Below are 19,147 nucleotides of genomic sequence, written 5' to 3' on the forward strand. Positions count from 1 at the left end.
ATAACCGGTAGTTACCAGAAAACGTAGACACGAAAAAGGAGGAAGAGTCCGAAGGAGCCGTTCCGGGAATGGCCTGCGCGGTTCTTCTAAGAGTGACTAAGTGACATCTAGGTACAAAGCCTATCTATAAAAAATCTCTAAACCGGGAGTGTGTCGATGTGAGAGAGAATACCAACGAGCAATATGGATTAACGCAAGCCCAGCGCCGAATATGGTTCATGGAAATTATGAATCCGGGAACGTCCATCACGATGCTTTCCGCGACCTACCAAATTACGGGTGAGATCGACACACAGCTTCTGGAGCAAGCGACGGCAGAGATCGTCAAAACCTATGACGCTTTCCGAATCCACATTAGCGGGGATTTGCAAAATCCAACGCAGTGGTTCGAAGAGCCAGAGAATGTCCAAGCTAGGATAAGCCGCCTCGAAATAGGCACAACCGAACAATTCTATGCTTGGGTGAAAGAAGTAAGCGAAAAACCAGCCAGTGTGTTCGACGAACACCTCTACCAATTTACGATTATCCATTTTGCGAACGGCCAAGTATGGCTCAATTTGACGGTAAATCATATTATCGCCGACGGCTTGTCCGTCAATGCTTTGCTGCATGCGGTGATGGAAAAATACCTGGAACTGCGCAAAGGCATCTCCAGCAGTTACCAGGCCCCTTCCTATCTGGATTATATTTCCGCGGAGCGTGAATATGAGCAATCCCAGCGTTATCAAAAGGGCAAGGAATACTGGCTGACGAAGTACAACACTTTGCCTGAAACGACCGGCATTAAATCGTATCCGCAATTCTCGATCGGCAGCGAATCCAATAAACTGGCCATCACTTTGGACGGTTCCCGGTATGAAAGCATTCTGGCCTTCAGCGAACAATATCAGGTCAGCTTATATACGTTATTTCTGTCCGCCATGTACGCCTTATTGTACAAGCTGACCGACAGCACCGATGTTCCGGTCGGCACGGTTTTCGCCAATCGCACCAGCAAGAAGGAAAAAGAAACGATCGGCATGTTCGTCAGCACCGTGGCTACGCGGACTCGTCTGAATCCAGACAGACACGTGCTTTCCTTGATCCAAACGGTTTCCAAGGAAAATACGGCGGATTTGCGGTATCAGAAATACCCTTATAACCAATTGATCCAGGATTTACGCGAACAACACGGCCGCAACGATCTTTCGGGGCTGTTCCGCACGTCTCTGGAATATCTGCCTTTGAAAATCGTGGAGTACGAAGAAATCAAGGTACGTCTGGAGGCTCACTTTGCTAGGCACGAGATGGACGATTTGCTGCTGCGCTTCGACCATATGCTGAATGAAGGCCATGTAATTCTCCATGCTTCCTATCGTACCGGCCTGTTCGAGACAGCCGAGATTGATCGGATTATGGAACAGTATGTAACCGTTCTGGACCAGTTTCTTCAGAATCCTGAACTGCCGGTACGCGATATTTCTTTGCTGAGCGATGAGGAGAGACACCGCATTCTCAACGTTTTTAACCCGCCGGTGGCAGGGCTGAGCGAGGGAGAAGCGTTTCATCGGTATGTTGAAAAGTTTGCCCGGGAAATTCCGGATCATCCGGCAGTCGTCTATATGGACAAACAGCTGACCTACGGCGAATTGAACGAACGCGCCGAGCGGCTGGCTTCTCTCCTTCGCGAACAGGGCGTGGGAAGGGAGACGATTACGGGGATCTGGGCGGAGCGTTCGGTGGAACTGCTGATCGGGGTGCTCGCCGTTTGGAAAGCCGGCGGAGCCTATGTACCGCTGGACCCCGATTATCCGGCGGAGCGGATTGAGTACATGCTCAGCGATAGCGATGCATCGGTGCTGCTTACGCAGCGTCATCTGTTGGAGCGGGCCGGAGGTTGGTTGGCCGATGACCGGCTGAAGCTTCAAGCTGTCTACGCCATGGACGATGAACAGATTTATAACGGGGATGCCTCAGCCGTGGAATTTGAATCTGTCGGTAGCGCCCCGCAAGACTTGGCTTATGTGATTTACACCTCGGGTACGACGGGACGCCCGAAAGGCGTCATGACCGAGCACGGTAGTCTCGTGAATACGGCGGATGCGTACCGTCGCGAGTACCGGTTGAATCAGTTTCCGGTGCGGCTGCTGCAACTGGCCAGCTTCTCGTTTGACGTGTTCGTCGGAGACATCGCGCGGACGCTGTATAACGGAGGCACGATGGTGATTGTGCCGAAGGATGACCGGCTTGATCCGAACCTCTTATACGGCTGGATTCGGGACCAAAACATTACGGTATTCGAATCGACGCCTGCACTCATCCTGCCGTTCATGCAGCATATTTATGAAGAAGGGCTGGACGTTAGCTCCATGCAGTTGCTGATTACCAGTTCGGATGCATGCAGTGTCACCGATTACCGATTGTTGCAGGAAAGATTCGGCGGACAATTCCGCATCATCAACAGCTATGGCGTTACCGAAGCGGCCATTGACAGCAGCTTTTACGATGAGCCGCTGGATAAGCTGCCGTCGTCGGGTCATGTACCGATCGGCAAAGCTTGGCTGAACGCCCGGTTTTACATTGTCGATGCCGCGTTAAAGCCGGTTCCTGTAGGGGTTCCGGGCGAGCTTGTCATCGGCGGCGCCGGGGTGGCGCGCGGGTACTGGAACCGTCCGGACCTAACCGCTGAGAAGTTCGTGGACAGCCCGTTTGTGCCGGGCGAACGTCTGTATCGGACAGGCGATTTGGCCCGCTGGCTGGAAGACGGCAACGTCGACTTCATCGGCCGGATCGACTATCAGGTGAAAATTCGCGGGTTCCGTATCGAACTGGGCGAAATTGAAACGGCCCTGCTGCGTTTCCCAGGCGTCAAGCAGGCTGTGGTGACCGACCGTACGGATGAGCAGGGGCAAAAGTATTTGTGCGGCTACGTGGCGGCGGATGCTTCCTTGCAGTTGAGCGATCTGCTGTCCCAATTGAAGCAAGAGTTGCCGGCCCACATGGTCCCGGCCCGGCTGGTGTCTCTTGATAAGCTTCCGCTCACGCCGAACGGCAAAATTGACCGTAAAGCGCTGCCTGAACCGACCGGAGAGGTAGAAGCAGGCCGTGAGTATGTGGCTCCTCGCACAACGCTGGAAACAAGACTTGCTCTCATTTGGCAGCAGGTGCTGGGTATTGCGCAAGTTGGAGTCCAAGACGATTTCTTTGACTTGGGTGGTCATTCCTTGCGGGCCTCCACGCTGGTTTCCAAGATTCGGAAAGAGCTGCAAGTCGAGGTTCCGCTGCGGGAAGTTTTCCGCTACACCACGATCGAACAGCTGGCCCAAAGAATCGGCGGTTTAAGGCAGCAGGAGACGCATGAGATTACAAAGGCGGCTGAGGCCGAGTACTATCCGGTTTCATCCGAGCAAAAGCGTCTGTACGTCCTGCGCCAGCTTGACGGGGCCGAGCGCAGCTACAATATGTCGGCGGCGCTTCTTCTCGAAGGCAAGCTGGACCGCACGCGCGTCGAGCACGCGTTCCGGGCGCTGATTCAGCGCCATGAGACGCTGCGTACCGGGATCGAGCAGGTTCAAGGGGAGCTTGTCCAGCGCATCTATGACGAGGTGGAGTTTGCTGTAGATTATTTCCAAGCGAGCGAGCGGGAAGTAGAGCAAGTGGTGGAAGCTTACTATCACCCGTTTGATCTGACCAAGCCGCCACTTCTCCGCATCGGTCTGATCGAAGTCGCCGAGGATCGCCACATTCTGCTGTTCGATATGCACCATATCGTCTCGGACGGCATTTCGACAGCGCTGCTCTTCGACGAGTTCAGCCGCCTGTATCGGGGCGAGGAGCTGGCCCCGCTGCGCATTCAATACAAAGATTATGCCGTTTGGCAGCATTCCGAAGCTTACGGGCAGATGCTCCAGCCGCAGAAGGAGTATTGGCTGGAACAGCTGTCGGGCGAGCTGCCGGTCTTGGAGCTACCGACGGACTTCCCGCGGCCTGCGGTGCAAAGCTTTGACGGCCGAACCGTGAAGTTTTATATCGAGAAAGATCGGACGGAGAAGCTGAAAGAGCTGGCGGTACGGACAGGGACGACCCTGTACATGGTGCTGCTGTCGGCTTACACCATCCTTATGCATAAATATTCGGGTCAGGAAGATCTGATCGTAGGAACGCCGATTGCCGGAAGAACGCAGGAAGAAGTGCAGCCGATCGTAGGGATGTTTATCAACACGCTGGCCATTCGCAGCCGTCCGGAGCGTTCCAAGACGTACCTTTCGTACCTGGAAGAAATCAAGGACATCACGCTCGGGGCCTTCGAACACCAAAATTATTTGTTCGAAGACTTGGTGGAAAGTCTTCACATTCCGCGCGCGACCGGCCGGAATCCGCTCTTTGATACGTTCTTCGCCCTGCAAAATACGGAGAACGAGCAAATTGTTATCGAGGGGCTGGAGCAATCGTTTTATCCGCTGGAAAACCGAACAACCAAGTTCGAGCTGCTCCTGGACATTTCGGAGCTGGACGGTCAGCTCGAATGCCGGTTGGATTACGCCACGGCTTTGTATAAACAGGAGACCGCGGAGCGGTTCGCCAGACATTATGACAAGCTGCTCGAAACCATCGCAGCAGCGCCGGACGGGGATATTGCCTCGCTGGAAATGCTCACGGAGGAGGAAATTCGCGAGCTGGTGCGCGGTTTCAACGATTCGGAGGCGGACTACCCGCGGCAGCAGACGATTCACGGCTTGTTCGAAGAGCAGGCGGAGCTTTACCCGGACAACGTGGCCGCCGTCATGAACGAGCGGCAGTTGACCTACCGCGAGCTGAACGAGCGATCCAACCGCCTTGCGCGGAAGCTGCGGGAGACGGGAGTAGAAGCGGACCAGCTGGTAGCGATTCTGGCTGAACGCTCGCTCGATATGGTCGTCGGCATCCTGGCGATTCTCAAAGCGGGCGGAGCCTACGTGCCTGTCGATCCCGACTACCCGGAGGAGCGCATTCGCTTCATGATCGAGGATTCGGGCGCGCCGTTATTGCTGATTCAAAAGCAACTGCACGAGAAGACCGACTTCGCAGGAACACGCCTCGAATTGGACGATTTCGTTTGGGGCGACAGAGGGGGGGACGCCGCTGATACGCTGGACGCTGCGAACCTGGAGCCGATTTCCGGGCCGGGCAACCTGGCATATGTCATCTACACGTCGGGAACGACCGGCAGACCGAAAGGAACGCTGATCGAGCATAAGAACGTCGTGCGTCTCCTGTTCAACGACAAGAACCTATTCGACTTCGGGCCGTCCGACACGTGGACGCTGTTCCACTCGTTCTGCTTCGATTTCTCCGTCTGGGAAATGTACGGAGCGCTGCTGAACGGAGGCAAGCTGGTCATCGTAGCGCCGCTGACGGCGAAAAATCCGGCCGAGTTCCTGGCGCTGCTGGACCGCGAACAGGTCACGATTTTGAACCAGACGCCAACGTACTTCTACCAGCTGCTGCGTGAGGCCTTGGCGGACCATCCGTACGATCTGCGGATTCGCAACATCATCTTCGGGGGCGAAGCGCTGAGTCCGCTGCTGCTCAAGGGGTTCAAGACGAAGTACCCGGAGACGAAGCTGATCAATATGTATGGTATTACCGAGACGACGGTTCACGTTACGTATAAGGAAATCACGTGGGTGGAAATGGAGGCGGCGAAGAGCAATATCGGCAAGCCGATCCCGACGCTGAGGGTGTACGTCTTAGATGAAAACCGTCGCCCTGTGCCGATCGGCGTAGCGGGCGAAATGTACGTGGCCGGGGAAGGCCTTGCGAGAGGATACCTGAACCGCCCGGATCTGACGGCGGAGAAGTTCGTCGATTCCCCGTTTGCGGAGGGGGAAAAGCTGTACCGCTCGGGCGACTTGGCGGCTTGGCTGCCGGACGGGAACATCGAATACCTGGGCCGGATCGACCACCAGGTCAAAATCCGCGGGTACCGAATCGAGCTGGACGAAATCGAGACGCAGCTTCTGAACGTCGAGGGCGTGGAAGAAGCAGTGGTGCTCGCCCGTCAGGACGGCGGGGGGGAGAAGGCGCTTGTCGCCTACTTTGTGGCGGACCGGACACTGACGGTCAGCGAAATAAGAACCTCGCTGGCCCAGGAAATTCCGGGGTACATGATCCCGTCGTACTTCGTGCAGCTGGAGCGCATGCCGCTGACGACCAACGGCAAAGTGGACCGCAAAGCGCTGCCGGAGCCGCAAGGCGGCATACAAACGGGCGTCGAATACGTAGCGCCGCGTAACCGGACGGAGTCCCAGCTTGTGAAGATCTGGGAGGAAGTGCTGGGCTACTCCGGCAGCATTGGAGTCCTGGACAATTTCTTCGAGCTCGGTGGTCACTCCTTGCGGGCGACGAACCTTGTCAGCAAGATTCAGAAGGAAATGAACGTCGAACTTCCGCTGCGTGATGTGTTCCGCTATATGACGGTAGAGTCGATGGCCGGGGCTATTGGCAGCTTGGAAGAAACGCGGCACAGCTCGATTCCGAAAGCGGAAGAGAAAGCGTACTATCCGGTTTCCTCTGCACAAAAAAGGCTGTACGTCCTGCACCAAATGGATAGCTCGGAGCTGAATTACAACCTCCCAAGCGCCTTGCAATTGGGAGGGGCTTTGAACGAGACCAAAGTGGAAAAGGCGCTGACTACTTTGGTGGCCCGGCACGATATGCTGCGCACCGGTTTTGAAATCGTGAATGGGGAGCCGGTTCAGCGTATTCATCCGCTCGCAGCTTTCAAGGTCGAGAAGCTTCAAGCAAGCGAAGATCAGGTTGCAGCCATTCTTGAAGGCTTTATTCAGCCTTTTGACTTGACCCAGCCGCCTTTGCTGCGAGCCCTGCTGATCGAACTGGAGAAAGAGAAATTCCTGCTCGCGCTGGATATTCATCATATTGGTTCCGACGGCCTTTCCATGGACGTGCTGCTGCGCGAATTCGTGCGGCTATACAATGGGGAAGAATTGCCGGAGCTGCGGATTCAATACAAGGATTACGCCGTTTGGCAGCAATCCGAGGAGCAGCGCCAGCGCATCAAACGGCAGGAGGAATATTGGCGCGGGGTATTCAGCTCCGAGCTTCCGGTGCTTGAGCTGCCTCTCGACTTCTCCCGCCCGGCTGTCCAGCAGTTTGATGGTCAAACGCTCACGTTTACGCTGGATGCGGAGAAAAGCGAAGCTCTCAAACGGCTTGCCGGCGATTCGGGGACGACGCTGTACATGCTTCTGCTGGCTGCGTACTCCGTATTGCTTCATAAATACGCGGGACAGGAAGATATAGTGGTCGGCACTCCGATTGCCGCCCGTTCTCACGCCGACCTGCAGCCGATTATCGGCATGTTCGTCAATACGCTGGCCCTTCGCTTGGGTCCGGCGGCGGAGCGGACGTTCCTGGATTACTTGCAGGAAGTGAAGGAAACGACGCTTGGAGCCTACGAGCACCAGGACTATCCGTTCGAGGAGCTGGTGGAAGCTCTTCAGGTGAGCCGGGATTTAAGCCGGAATCCTCTGTTTGACACCATGTTTTCTTTGCAAAAGCACGAAAGCTTGGATTTAACCCTGGAAGGCTTGCAATGGTCGCTGTTCGACATCGAGGAAAAGACGGCAAAGTTTGATCTTAGCTTTGATATCGTGGAAGCCGATAACGAGCTGGTTTGCAAGATCGAGTACGCTACCTCGTTGTTTAGACAGGAAACGATGGTACGGCTGGCGGGTCATTACGAGCAGCTTTTGGCGTCGATCCTGGCTCAGCCGGGTGCGAGGATTTCGGATTTGGATATCTTGACGGACAGCGAAAAGCATGATTTGCTGGTCGGGTTTGACGTGTCGTCTTCGGCTCTGGCGAAGCAACCCGCCGCAGAGGGTACAGGTTTGGAAGCGGATGAGTCGTGGAGAGAGAGAACGATCCACGAGCTGTTCGAGGAGCAGGCAGAGCGAACGCCGGAGCAGGTGGCCGTCGTCTATGAGGACAGCCGCCTGACTTACCGGGAGCTGAACGAGCGGGCGAACCGGCTGGCGCGATCCTTGCGTGCCTCTGGCGTGCAGGCCGATCAGCCGATCGCGATCATGGCCGAGCGCTCGCTGGAGATGATCGTCGGCATCTATGCGATCTTGAAGGCCGGGGGCGCCTACGTGCCGATCGACCCGCAATTCCCGCAGGAGCGCATCCGCTACATGCTCGAAGATTCGGGCGCTAGGCTGCTGCTGATTCAGAGCCATTTGAGGGAAAACGCGTCATTTGACGGGACTGAGCCGCTTGGCGGTCTATCGCTCGTCGATCTGAACGATCCATCCGCGTATGACGAAGACGGCTCGAACCTGGAGCCGGCGAGCGGACCGGAGCACTTGGCCTACGTTATTTACACATCGGGCTCGACTGGCAAGCCCAAGGGCGTCATGGTGGAGCACCGTCCGGTGATCAACCGGCTGCTGTGGATGCAGAATGCTTACCCGATCGACTCCAGGGATACGATTCTGCAAAAGACGGCGATCACCTTCGACGTTTCCGTGTGGGAGCTGTTTTGGTGGGCTTGGACGGGGGCCAAAGTTTGCTTGCTGCCGCCGGGCGGAGAGAAGAATCCCGAGACGATTCTGGACACGATCGAACGGCAAGCCGTCACCACGATGCACTTCGTGCCGTCGATGCTGCACGCCTTCCTCGAATATGTCGAGCGTCAGCCGAGCGAAGATCTGGGGAACAAGCTGTCTTCGCTGAAACGGGTGTTTGCAAGCGGGGAAGCGCTGGCGACGTCGCATGTGAGCCGGTTCTGGCAGTGGATTGCGTCATCCGTGAATCAAGCGCAGCTGATCAACCTTTATGGTCCTACGGAAGCGACGGTCGATGTCTCGTACTACGATTGCGGACCGGAAGAGACGCATGTATCGGTGCCGATCGGCAAGCCAATCTCGAACATCCGGCTGTATATTGTCAAGGAAGGGACGACAGCGCTGCAGCCGATCGGCGTGCCGGGCGAGCTGTGCATCGCGGGCGAAGGCCTGGCTAGAGGCTACTTGAACCGTCCCGAGCTGACCGTGGAGAAATTCGTAGAGTGTCCGTTTACGCCGGGCGGGCGGATGTACCGGACGGGCGATCTGGCCAGATGGCTGCCGGACGGCAACATCGAGTATATGGGCCGGATCGACCATCAGGTGAAAATCCGCGGGTACCGGATCGAGCTCGGCGAGGTGGAGGCGCAGGTCCTGAAAGTGGCGTCCGTCCAAGAGGCGGTTGTCATCGCCAGAGAGGACGAAGCCGGTCAGAAGCACCTCTGCGCGTACTTCGTGGCGGACAAGCCGCTTGCGGCGAGCGAGCTGCGAAGCGCGCTGGCGGAGGATCTGCCCACGTACATGATTCCGTCCTACTTCGTGCAGCTGGAGCGGATGCCCCTCACACACAGCGGGAAGCTCGACCGTAAGGTGCTGCCCGCACCGGAAAGCAGTGTGCTCGTGGGAACGAAATATGTGGCGCCCCGGACGCCGGCGGAGCAGACGTTGGTTGGGGTGTGGCAAAAGGTGCTGGGAACGGGTCGTCCGATCGGCGTGATGGACAATTTCTTCGAGCTCGGCGGGGATTCGATTAAATCGATCCAGGTGTCGTCCAGGCTATATCAGGCCGGGTACAGGCTGGAAATCAAGCATTTGTTCAAATATCCGACCGTAGCGGAATTAAGCCCGTATCTCCAGCCGGTCTTAAGACGCGCCGATCAGGGGGCAGCTACGGGAGAGACGCGGCTGACGCCGATTCAGCGCTGGTTCTTCGAGCAGTCGTTCGCCGAGCCGCACCACTTTAACCAGGCGGTGATGCTGTACCGGGAGGAAGGCTACGACGAAGCGGCGCTTCGTCAGGCCGTGCGGAAGCTGGCCGAGCATCACGATGCGCTGCGCCTCGTCTTCCGCCGGACCGAGAGCGGGTATGCGGCATGGAACCGGGGCATCGCGGAAAGCGACGGCGAGCTCTACAGCCTGGAAGTGATCTATTTCCGCGGAATGACGGACTGCGCGCAGGCGATCGAAGCCAAGGCGAACGAGCTTCAGCGCAGCATTGACCTGCAGGCAGGGCCTTTGCTGAAGCTCGGCTTGTTCCGCTGTGCGGATGGAGATCATCTGCTGATCGCGATCCACCACTTGGTCGTAGACGGCGTATCCTGGCGGATTCTGCTTGAGGATTTTGCTGCTGGCTATGAGCAGGCGCTGCGAGGGCAGCCGATCCGTCTGCCGCTCAAAACGGATTCATTCCAAATGTGGGCGAAACAGCTCGCAGATTATGCGAACGGTCCAGCGTTGGAAAGCGAGAGAGAGTATTGGCAGCATATCGAGCAATTGACCTATGAGCCGCTTCCGAAAGATTTTGAACAAGGCAGATCCAAGCTGAAGGACAGCGGGCTCGTGACCGTTCGCTGGACGGCGGAGGAAACCGAACAGCTGCTGAGGCAGGCACACCGTGCTTACCATACGGAAATGAACGATTTGCTGCTTGCCGCGCTTGGCCTCGCGGTACAAGCTTGGAGCGGCCGGGAACGCGTGCTGGTGAATCTCGAAGGCCACGGCCGGGAAGAACTTTTGCCGGATGTGGACATTACGCGCACGGTAGGCTGGTTTACAAGCCAATTCCCTGTCGTTCTGGAGCCGGGTCACGCCCAGGCGCTCGGTCATCAGGTGAAACAGGTTAAAGAAAGCTTGCGCCGCATTCCGAACAAAGGAATCGGCTACGGCATCCTGCGTTATTCGTCGGTGCCGCGTGACGGTGAGCGCTTCGCTTTGGAGCCGGAGATCAGCTTTAACTATTTGGGTCAGTTCGACCAGGATTACGAAAGCAGCGGCTCGAGGCCGTCTCCGTTCAGCCCGGGCTCCGATTCAAGCCCGAATGCAGTGATGGATTATGTCCTCGATATCAACGGCATGGTGTCGGAAGGAGTGCAGGAACTCACGATCCGTTATGGGGAAACCCAATATAAACGGGAAACGGTAGAGCGCCTGGGCACCCTGCTTCATTCGAGCTTGCGTGATATCATCAGCCATTGCGTATCGAAAGAGCGGCCGGAGCTTACGCCTAGCGACGTACTGCTTCAAGATGTGACGTTGGAGGAACTGGAGCGGCTGGCCGAACATACGGCGGCGCTCGGCGAACTGGAGAATGTATACACCCTGACTCCGCTGCAAAAAGGGATGTTGTTCCACAGCCTGCTGGATGCCGATTCGGAAGCTTACTTCGAACAGGTGACCTTCGATCTGCACGGAAGCCTGAATGTCGAAGCCTTCACCCAAGGATTGGATACGCTGGTGCAGCGGAATGAGGCGCTGCGGACCAACTTTATTACCGGCTGGAGAGACGAGCCGATTCAAGTGGTATTCCGCGAGCGGAAGTGTGAAGTGTACTTCGAAGATATTCGCTCGGTAAGCGATGAAGACCCGGAGAAGACGATAGTCGATTTCGTCAGCGCGGATAAAGCGAACAAGTTCGATTTGGCCCGAGGCTCTCTTATGCGCGTGACCGTCTTGCGCACGGGCGACGAGTCCTACCATGTGATCTGGAGTCACCATCACATTTTGATGGACGGCTGGTGCATGTCCTTCATGATCAAGGAAGTGTTCGACACCTACTTCGCGTTCCAGGAGAAGCGGACGCCGGAGCTTCCTCCGGTTACCTCGTACTCCCGGTATATCGAATGGCTGGAAGCTCAAGATGCCGCGAAAGCTTCGCGTTACTGGTCCGAGTATTTGGCGGGTTACGATCAGCAGACCAAGCTGCCTCGGGAGAAAACAGGGCTGAAGCAGGGCCCTTTTGAAGCAGCTGAGATCGATGTGGAACTCAGCAAGGAACTGACCGGGCAAATCGAGCGGGTGGCGCGCCAGCATCAGGTGACGCTTAATACATTCATGCAGACCGTATGGGGACTGGTTCTGCAGGTATACAACAACAGCGAAGATGTCGTATTTGGCTCCGTCGTATCCGGGCGTCCAGCGGAGATTCCGGGTATCGAAAGCATGATCGGCCTGTTTATTAATACGATCCCCGTCCGTATTCAAGGCAAAGCCGAGGAGACGGTAGCCGCTATCTTGAGAAAAACCCAGGATCAAGCGCTGGCATCGAGAGCTTACGAAACGTTCCCGCTGTTCGAAATTCAGTCGCTGAGTGAGCAAAAGCGTGACTTGATCAACCACATCATGGTGTTTGAAAATTATCCGATGGAAGAACAAATTGAGCAGGTCGTCGGAGGAGACAAAGAAGCGCTGAAAATCGCTAATATCCAGTCGCCGGAGCAAACGAACTACAACTTGGACATTACTGTCATTCCGGAAGAGCATATTTTGCTGCGGTTTACGTACAATGCGCTGACGTTCAGAGAGGATGACATCAGGCAGCTCTACAGTCATTTTACCTGGGCACTGGAGCAGGTTGCAGCTAACCCGAACTTGCGCGTGAATCAGTTGGAGCTTTTGACGGCGGCGGAAAAAGAGCAAATTCTTGGCGCGTTTAACCCGGCGCAGCCGGAAGCGGCTCCTGCGGTCGCATTCCACCGGCTGTTCGAGGAACAGGCGGAGCGCACACCGGAAGAGGCGGCCGTCGTGTACGAGAACGACCGGCTGACGTATGCGGAGCTGAACGAGCGGGCGAATCGCTTGGCGGCTACATTGCGCGCAAGTGGCATCGGCCGGGAGTCAATTGTCGGTATTCTCGCCGAGCGTTCGGTGGACTTGCTGGTGGCCGTGCTGGCCGTCTGGAAAGCGGGCGGGGCGTATGTGCCGCTTGACCCGGATTATCCGGCAGACCGCGTGCGGTTCATGCTCGAAGACAGCGGAGCGAAGGTGCTGCTGACGCAAATGCCGCTGCGAGAGCGCGCCGAAGCCTGGCTCGGCGAAGAGGAGCTGGCGCTGGCGGCGGTGCTGTACCTGGACGACGAAGCGTCGTACAGCGAGGAGCGGGCGAATGCGCCGATTGTCTCCGGCAAGCTGACGGATGCTGTGGACGACGGCGATGAGAGCCATCAGAATGTTGGCACCGACAGCTTCCATGAAGTCCGTCCGGAGGATCTGGCATACGTGATCTATACGTCGGGAACGACGGGCAAGCCGAAGGGCGTGATGATCGAGCACCGCAGCCTGGTGAACACGGCGGCGGGCTACCGGCGGGAATACCGGTTAAATCAGTTCCCGGTGCGGCTGCTGCAGCTCGCAAGCTTCTCGTTCGACGTGTTCGTGGGAGATATCGCGCGGACGCTGTACAACGGAGGCACGATGGTGATTGTGCCGAAGGACGACCGGATCGATCCGTCTCGTCTGCACCACTGGATGGAGCGGGAGCGGGTCACCCTCTTCGAATCGACGCCGGCGCTGATCGTGCCGTTCCTGGAGTACGTGCACGAGCAGCAACTGGATATGAGCCGGATGGAACTGTTGATCACGAGCTCGGACAGCTGCAGCGTGGCGGATTACCGGACCTTGCAGGAACGCTTCGGCTCGTTGTTCCGGATCATCAACGCATACGGCGTGACGGAAGCGGCGATCGACTCCAGCTTCTACGACGAGGAGCTGGCGAAGCTGCCGCAGACAGGAAATGTGCCGATCGGCAAAGCGTGGCTGAATGCGAAATTCTACATCGTGGACGCGCATCTGAACCCGGTGCCGGTCGGGGTGCTGGGCGAGCTGGTCATCGGCGGAGTCGGGGTAGCGCGCGGGTACTTGAACCGTCCGGAGCTGACGGAAGAGAAGTTCGTAGACAGTCCGTTCGCCGCGGGCGAGCGGCTGTACCGCACGGGAGACTTGGCGCGGTGGATGGAGGACGGGAACGTGGACTTCATCGGCCGGATCGACAACCAAGCGAAAATCCGGGGGTACCGGATTGAGACGGGCGAAGTCGAAGCGAAGCTGCTGAGTGTAGGTGGCGTGAAGGAAGCGGTCGTCGTCGTCAGGGAAGATCAAGAAGGTCAGAAAGCTTTGTGCGCTTATTATACAGCGGAAGAAGGCTTGACGGCGGCGGACCTGAAGCGGGCGATTGCCAGCGAGCTGCCGGGGTACATGATCCCGTCGTACTTCGTGGAGCTGGAGCGCCTGCCTCTGACGCCGAACGGAAAGATCGACCGGAAGGCGCTGCCGTCACCGGAAGAGGGAGCAGGCGGAGGCCGCGAATACGTGGCGCCGCGCACCGAACTTGAGGCGAAGCTGGCCGCCATTTGGCAGGATGTGCTTGTTCGGGAGAAGGTGGTAGGCGTAACGGACAACTTCTTCGACCTCGGCGGACACTCCCTGCGGGCGACGACGCTTGTCAGCAAAATGCATAAGGAGCTAGGCGTTGAATTCCCGCTTCGCGACGTATTCCGCTACTCGACGGTTGAGGAAATGGCCGCGGCTATGGAGCTGCTGGAGATCGGCTCGTTCACGGCTATTCCGGCTGCGGAACCTAGCGAGTATTATCCGCTCTCTTCCGCTCAGAAACGTCTCTATATCTTGAACCAGCTGGAAGGAGCCGAGCTGAGCTACAACATACCGGGAGCTATGCTGCTCGAAGGGGAGCTCGACCGGCAGCGGTTTGAAGAAGCGTTCCGCGGGCTCGTAGCTCGTCATGAAACGCTGCGCACCGGCTTTGAGATGGTAAAAGGCGAAGCGGTTCAGCGGATTTACGAAGAAGCCGCCTTCCAGGTGGAATATGTGCAGATCAGCGGGGAGCAGGCGGAAGAAACGGTGCGCCAATTCGTTCGTCCGTTTGATCTAGCGAAGCCGCCACTTCTGCGGGTAGGCCTTGCCGAACTGGCGCCGGACCGGCACATTCTAATGTTCGATACACATCATATCGTATCTGACGGCGTTTCGATTGACGTACTGATCGAAGAGTTCGTCCGCTTGTACAGCGGGGAGCAGTTGGAGCCGCTCCGCATTCAGTACAAAGATTATGCGGTATGGCAGCAATCGGACGAGCAGAAAGCTCAGCTGGCCAAGCAGGAAGCCTACTGGCTCGACATGTTCCGCGGAGAGCTGCCGGTTTTGGAATTGCCGGCGGACTATCCGCGCCCGGCTATGCAGAGCTACGAGGGCCGCACGCTGCAATTGTTTATGCATAGCGAGAAAAGCGAGGGTCTGAAACGGCTTGCAGCCGAGAACGGCGCAACGCTTTACATGGTTCTGCTTGCTGGTTATACAATATTGCTGCATAAATATACAGGACAAGAAGACGTGGTGGTCGGTACGCCGATTGCGGGAAGAAATCACAGCGACGTTCAGCCGCTGATCGGGATGTTCGTCAATACCCTGGCCATCCGCAGTTATCCGGCTGCCGGTAAGACGTTCCTTGACTACTTGAAGGAAATTAAGGAGACGACGCTGGGCGCTTTTGAACAGCAGAATTATCCGTTTGAGGAACTGGTGGATAAGGTGAACGTGGCTCGCGATTTATCCCGCAATCCGCTGTTCGATACGATGTTTGCTTTGCAAAATACAGAGAATTTGGAAATCCAGCTTCCCGGACTCCATTTGTCGACGTATGCCAGCGAAGAAATTGTTTCTAAATTCGATCTCAGCTTGGACGTCACGGAGATCGAGGAAGGCTTGGAATATCTGTTTGAATACGCCACTGCTCTTTATAAAACCGAAACGGTGGAGAAATTGGCCGCTCACTACTTGCAGCTGCTTGAATCCATTCTCCGCAACCCGTCGGCGACTATCGCCGAGTTGGGCATTTTGACACCGGCGGAAAAAGAGCAAATTCTCGGCGCGTTTAACCCGGCGCAGCTAGAAGAGGCTCCTGCGGCCGCGTTCCACCGGCTGTTTGAGGAACAGGCGGAGCGCACGCCGGAAGAGGCGGCCGTCGTGTACGAGAATGACCGGCTGACGTATGCGGAGCTGAACGAGCGGGCGAACCGCTTGGCAGCTACGCTGCGCGCAAGCGGCATCGGCCGGGAGACGATCGTCGGTATTCTCGCCGAGCGTTCGGTGGACTTGCTGGTGGCCGTGCTGGCCGTCTGGAAAGCGGGCGGGGCGTATGTGCCGCTCGACCCGGATTATCCGGCGGACCGCGTGCGGTTCATGCTTGAAGACAGCGGAGCGAAGGTACTGCTGACGCAAACGCCGCTGCGAGAGCGTGCTGAAGCCTGGCTCGACGAAGAGGAGCTGGCGCTGGCGGCGGTGTTGTACCTCGACGACGAAGCGTCGTACAGCGAGGAGCGGGCGAATGCGTCGGTTGTCTCCGGCATGGTCTCCGGCAAGCTGACGGATGCTGTGGACGATGGCGATAAGAGCCATCAGAATGTTGGCACCGACAGCTTCCATGAAGCCCGTCCAGAGGACCTGGCGTACGTGATCTACACGTCGGGAACGACGGGCAAGCCGAAGGGCGTGATGATCGAGCACCGCAGTCTGGTGAACACGGCGGCGGGCTACCGGCGGGAATACCGATTGGATCAGTTCCCGGTGCGCCTGCTGCAACTGGCAAGCTTCTCGTTTGACGTGTTTGTGGGAGATATTGCGCGGACGCTGTATAACGGAGGCACGATGGTGATTGTGCCGAAGGACGACCGGATCGATCCGTCTCGTCTGCACCACTGGATGGAGCGGGAGCGGGTCACCCTCTTCGAATCGACGCCGGCGCTGATCGTGCCGTTCCTGGAGTACGTGCACGATCAGCAACTGGATATGAGCGGGATGGAGCTGTTGATCACGAGCTCGGACAGCTGCAGCGTGGCGGATTACCGGACCTTGCAGGAACGCTTCGGCTCGTTGTTCCGGATCATCAACGCATACGGCGTGACGGAAGCGGCGATCGACTCCAGCTTCTACGACGAGGAGCTGGCGAAGCTGCCGCAGACAGGCCATGTGCCGATCGGTAAAGCGTGGCTGAATGCGAAATTCTACATCGTGGACGCGCATCTGAACCCGGTGCCGGTCGGGGTGCTGGGCGAGCTGGTCATCGGCGGAGTCGGAGTGGCGCGCGGGTACTTGAACCGTCCGGAGCTGACAGAAGAGAAGTTCGTAGACAGTCCGTTCGCCGCGGGCGGGCGGCTGTACCGCACGGGAGACTTGGCGCGGTGGATGGAGGACGGGAACGTGGACTTCATCGGCCGGATCGACAACCAAGCGAAAATCCGGGGGTACCGGATTGAGACGGGCGAAGTCGAAGCGAAGCTGCTGAGTGTAGGTGGCGTGAAGGAAGCGGTCGTCGTCGTCAGGGAAGATCAAGAAGGTCAGAAAGCTTTGTGCGCTTATTATACAGCGGAAGAAGGCTTGACGGCGGTGGACCTGAAGCGGGCGATTGCCAGCGAGCTGCCGGGGTACATGATCCCGTCGTACTTCGTGGAGCTGGAGCGCCTGCCTCTGACGCCGAACGGGAAAATCGACCGGAAGGCGCTGCCGGCGCCGGAAGGGGGAGCAAGCGCAGGCCGCGAATACGTGGCGCCGCGCACCGAACTGGAGGCGAAACTGGTCGCCATCTGGCAGAACGTGCTCGGGCCGGTCACGATTGGCGTGACGGACAACTTCTTCGACCTCGGCGGGCACTCCCTGCGGGCGACGACGCTGGTCAGCAAGGTGCACAAGGAACTGAGCGTGAACCTGCCGCTACGTGATGTGTTCCAGCACTCGACCATCGAAGCGATGGCCGAAGCGATCAGCCAATTGGAGCGGCAGGAACACCTCTCCATTCCGGTTCTGGATAAGAGGGATTACTATCCGCTTTCCTCCGTGCAAAAACGGCTGTACATCCAGCAGCAGATGGAAGGCGCCGAGCTTAGCTACAACATGTCCGGCATGACGGTTCTCGTCGGGCGTTTGGAACGGAATCAATTCGAGGCGGCGCTCAAAGGATTGATAGCTCGTCACGAAATTTTGCGAACCAGCTTCGAAATGGTCGACGGCGAACCGGTACAATGGATTTATCCGGACTTGAAGTTTGCCGTCGAGTATACGAAAGCGACGGAAAGTGAAACGAAGAGCATCGTAGACGGCTTTGTGCGCGTCTTTGATTTGGAGCGGCCGCCGCTGCTGCGTGTGGGCTTAGTCGAATGGGAAGCGGAACGGCATCTGCTCATGCTGGACATTCATCATATCGTCACGGATGGCATGTCGATGGGCATCTTCGTCGAAGAGCTGCTGCGCCTGTATAACGGCGAGACTCTGGAACCGCTTCGGATTCAATACAAGGAATTCGCCGCTTGGCAGCAGTCCGAACCTGTAAAAGAGCGGCTGAAACGTCAGGAAGCCTACTGGCTGGACGTGCTGGAAGGCGAACTGCCGACGCTTGAACTACCTACGGACTTTGTCAGACCTGCCGCTCGCAGCTTTGAGGGAGATGTGCTGCCTTTCAGCATCGACAAGCAGATGACCGACAGCTTGCAGCGCATCGCCGATGAGAACGGTGCCACCCTTTATATGGTGTTATTGGCGGCCTATTCAATCCTGCTCAGCAAGTACTCGGGACAAGAAGACTTCATTGTAGGTACGCCGGTTTCGGGCCGCACACATGCCGACCTGGAGCCGCTCATCGGAATGTTTGTCAACACTTTGGCGATTCGCCATTATCCGTCCGGGGAGAAGACGTTCCTTGCTTACTTGAACGAAGTCAAAGAAACGATGCTGGGGGCCTACGACCACCAGGATTATCCGTTCGAGGAGCTTGTGAAAAAGCTGCAGGCGCCGCGAGATCAAAGCCGCAATCCTGTATTCGATGTCATGTTTGCTCTGGAAACCAAGGAAGATAACGTTCAAAGCTTCGGGGATATCAAGATCGAATCTTATCCGGAAACTCATACGGTTTCCCAATTTGATCTTACCTTGGTCATTTCGTTGCTGGATGAGGGAATGAACGGACAGTTTGAATATGCCACCAAGTTGTTTACGCGCAATCTGATCGACAATTTCGCTCAGGACCTGCTCGTGATCATCACTCAAATTTGCGAACAGCCTTCGGTGCTGTTGAAGGATATTTCCCTGAACGGGCAATCCGAACAGGAGCAAGATGTGCTAGAGGCCATTGATATTATTTTCTAATCCCTTACCCGGCTTGGGTGTATGCCGTATTTCTCTCGGTATGCATCCTGCCGGGTGTTTTTTTCCAAATGAAAGGTAAAAATCCACCACCGGAATCTGACGTCAAGTGCCGCTGAGTAACGATTTCAATTTATTGGAAAATCGACAAAACACAACAGAAATCGTAGTTTACCTTG

At 56.9% G+C, this 19,147-nt stretch carries 1 protein-coding gene; it reads left to right on the top strand.

Features of this window, described 5'->3' with window-relative positions:
• Window positions 1-158: 158 nt before the first annotated feature.
• Entirely contained in the window at window positions 159-18,971 is an 18,813-nt protein-coding gene (locus ACQW03_RS14865) for a non-ribosomal peptide synthase/polyketide synthase (protein ID WP_441950333.1), read from the top strand.
• The last annotated feature ends 176 nt before the right edge of the window (window positions 18,972-19,147 follow it).

This window comes from Paenibacillus sp. DRB1-1 (genome assembly GCF_052119485.1).
GTDB lineage: Bacteria > Bacillota > Bacilli > Paenibacillales > Paenibacillaceae > Paenibacillus > Paenibacillus polymyxa_B.